Here is a 3,255-nt window from a genome sequence, read left to right as displayed (position 1 = left end):
GGCGGTATCAGCCTGTTATCCCCGGAGTACCTTTTATCCGTTGAGCGATGGCCCTTCCATACAGAACCACCGGATCACTAAGACCTACTTTCGTACCTGCTCGACGTGTCTGTCTCGCAGTCAAGCACCCTTATGCCTTTGCACTCAATGCGCGATTTCCGACCGCGCTGAGGGTACCTTCGTGCTCCTCCGTTACTCTTTGGGAGGAGACCGCCCCAGTCAAACTACCCACCACACACTGTCCCCGACCCGGATCACGGGCCTGGGTTAGAACTCCAAATCGACCAGGGTGGTATTTCAAGGGTGGCTCCACCCGAACTGGCGTCCGGGCTTCATAGCCTCCCACCTATCCTACACAAGTCGATTCAAAGTCCCGTGTGAAGCTATAGTAAAGGTTCACGGGGTCTTTCCGTCTAGCCGCGGGTACTCGGCATCTTAACCGAGATTTCAATTTCACTGAGTCTCTGGTGGAGACAGCGTGGCCATCGTTACGCCATTCGTGCAGGTCGGAACTTACCCGACAAGGAATTTCGCTACCTTAGGACCGTTATAGTTACGGCCGCCGTTTACCGGGGCTTCGATCAAGAGCTTCGCCTTGCGGCTAACCCCATCACTTAACCTTCCGGCACCGGGCAGGCGTCACACCCTATACGTCCGCTTACGCGTTTGCAGAGTGCTGTGTTTTTAGTAAACAGTCGCAGCCACCTGGTCACTGCAACCCCCGTCCGCTCCGGCCGCAGGGCCTTCACGTACTAGGGGCGTACCTTCTCCCGAAGTTACGGTACTATTTTGCCTAGTTCCTTCACCAGAGTTCTCTCAAGCGCCTGGGGATTCTCACCCTGCCCACCTGTGTCGGTTTGGGGTACGGTCCCCTGTTACCTGAAGCTTAGAGGCTTTTCTTGGGAGCTTGGCATTAATCACTTCGCCTCCGTGGAGGCTCGTCGTCACGCCTCAGCATTAACCCCCCGGATTTGCCTAAGGGGTCTGCCTACACGCTTGAACCGGGACGACCGTCGACCGGATGACCTAGCCTTCTCCGTCCCCCCATCGCAGTAACAGCGGGTGCGGGAATATTAACCCGCTTCCCATCGACTACGCCTTTCGGCCTCGCCTTAGGGGCCGACTAACCCTGCGCCGATGAACGTTGCGCAGGAAACCTTGGGCTTTCGGCGAGGGGGACTCTCACCCCCTTTATCGTTACTCATGTCAGCATTCGCACTTCCGATACCTCCAGCATGCCTTACAGCACACCTTCACAGGCTTACGGAACGCTCCCCTACCAAGCACGTAAACGTGCTTCCGCAGCTTCGGTACATGGCTTAAGCCCCGTTGAATCTTCCGCGCAGGCCGACTCGACCAGTGAGCTATTACGCTTTCTTTAAAGGGTGGCTGCTTCTAAGCCAACCTCCTGGCTGTCTGGGCCTTCCCACATCGTTTCCCACTGAGCCATGATTTAGGGACCTTAGCTGGCGGTCTGGGTTGTTTCCCTCTTGACGACGGACGTTAGCACCCGCCGTCTGTCTCCCGCGATTGCACTTCTCGGTATTCGGAGTTTGCATCGGTTTGGTAAGTCGGGATGACCCCCTAGCCGAAACAGTGCTCTACCCCCGAGAGTGAGACGCGAGGCGCTACCTAAATAGCTTTCGGGGAGAACCAGCTATCTCCGGGCTTGATTAGCCTTTCACTCCGACCCACAGCTCATCCCCGTCTTTTTCAACAGACGTGGGTTCGGGCCTCCAGCGCGTGTTACCGCACCTTCACCCTGGCCATGGGTAGATCGCCCGGTTTCGGGTCTACTCCCAACGACTGAATCGCCCATTTAAGACTCGCTTTCGCTACGCCTCCCCTCTTCGGTTAAGCTTGCCGCTGAGATGTAAGTCGCTGACCCATTATACAAAAGGTACGCCGTCACCCTGGCGGGCTCCGACTGCTTGTACGCATACGGTTTCAGGATCTATTTCACTCCCCTCTACGGGGTTCTTTTCGCCTTTCCCTCACGGTCCTGGTTCACTATCGGTCGGTAGGGAGTATTTAGCCTTGGAGGATGGTCCCCCCATGTTCAGACAGGGTTTCTCGTGCCCCGCCCTACTCGTTTTCACCTGACCAGCCATGTCGCGTACGAGGCTATCACTCGCTATGGCGCTCCTTTCCAGAAGCTTCTGCTATGGGTGATCGGGCTTAAGGGCTAGTCCCCTTTCGCTCGCCGCTACTGAGGGAATCTCGGTTGATTTCTGTTCCTCCGGGTACTTAGATGTTTCAGTTCCCCGGGTTTGCTTCGTCCGCCTATGGATTCAGCGGACGATACCGACCTGATGGTCGGTGGGTTTCCCCATTCGGATATCCTCGGATCAATGCTTGTTTGCCAGCTCCCCGAGGCTTTTCGCAGGCTACGACGTCCTTCATCGCCTCCTACCGCCTAGGCATCCACCGTATGCGCTTTGTTGCTTGACCCTCTAACCCCAAACGTTCTGGAATTCGAGGGCAACATGGTTACGTGTCCTGTCAGCGTTGCCGCTAACAGGTGCCTTACGATCTCTCTAAATTGTTAATGAGCTGGTTTGCCGAAGCAAAGCCCCGAGGCCGGCACGCCGGTCTCGGGGCTTGACTGCGGGGGTGGGGCGTCCGGGGGGTGGTGGAGCCAGGGAGGTTCGAACTCCCGACTTCCTGCTTGCAAAGCAGGCGCTCTCCCAGCTGAGCTATGGCCCCGTGACTGGTGGGTCTGGCTGGAGTTGAACCAGCGACCTCACCCTTATCAGGGGTGCGCTCTAACCAACTGAGCTACAGACCCGTCGCTTGACCTGGGGTCCGCGGACGCGGTGTTCGGATGACTTGTGTGGGGGCTTCGCCGACACTCTGGTCGCGGCGTGTGCTTTAAGGAGGTGATCCAGCCGCAGGTTCCCCTACGGCTACCTTGTTACGACTTCACCCCAGTCATTGACCACACCGTGGTAAGCGCCCTCCCGAAGGTTAAGCTACCTACTTCTGGTGCAACCAACTCCCATGGTGTGACGGGCGGTGTGTACAAGGCCCGGGAACGTATTCACCGTGGCGTGCTGATCCACGATTACTAGCGATTCCGACTTCATGCAGTCGAGTTGCAGACTGCAATCCGGACTACGATCGGTTTTTTGGGATTGGCTCACCCTCGCGGGGTTGCAGCCCTTTGTACCGACCATTGTAGCACGTGTGTAGCCCAGCCCATAAGGGCCATGATGACTTGACGTCATCCCCACCTTCCTCCGGTTTATCACCGGC

Annotated in this window: 2 tRNA genes and 2 rRNA genes; all 4 read right to left on the bottom strand. The window is 57.2% G+C overall.

Going from position 1 to position 3,255, the window contains the following annotated elements:
* Positions 1–2,451, bottom strand: a 23S ribosomal RNA gene (locus WBL83_RS12045); the annotation flags it as partial.
* A gap of 179 nt (positions 2,452–2,630) precedes the next feature.
* Positions 2,631–2,706, bottom strand: a tRNA-Ala gene (locus WBL83_RS12040).
* Positions 2,707–2,711: 5 nt separating this feature from the next.
* Positions 2,712–2,788 (bottom strand) — tRNA-Ile (locus WBL83_RS12035).
* Positions 2,789–2,872: 84 nt separating this feature from the next.
* A 16S ribosomal RNA gene (locus WBL83_RS12030) occupies positions 2,873–3,255 on the bottom strand; the annotation flags it as partial.

The sequence above is a fragment of the Buttiauxella sp. genome, assembly GCF_049686335.1.
In the GTDB taxonomy this organism is placed as follows: Bacteria; Pseudomonadota; Gammaproteobacteria; order Enterobacterales; family Enterobacteriaceae; genus Buttiauxella.
Note: the sequence above shows the minus strand (reverse complement) of the source record. Positions and strands in the feature narration are given on the sequence as shown.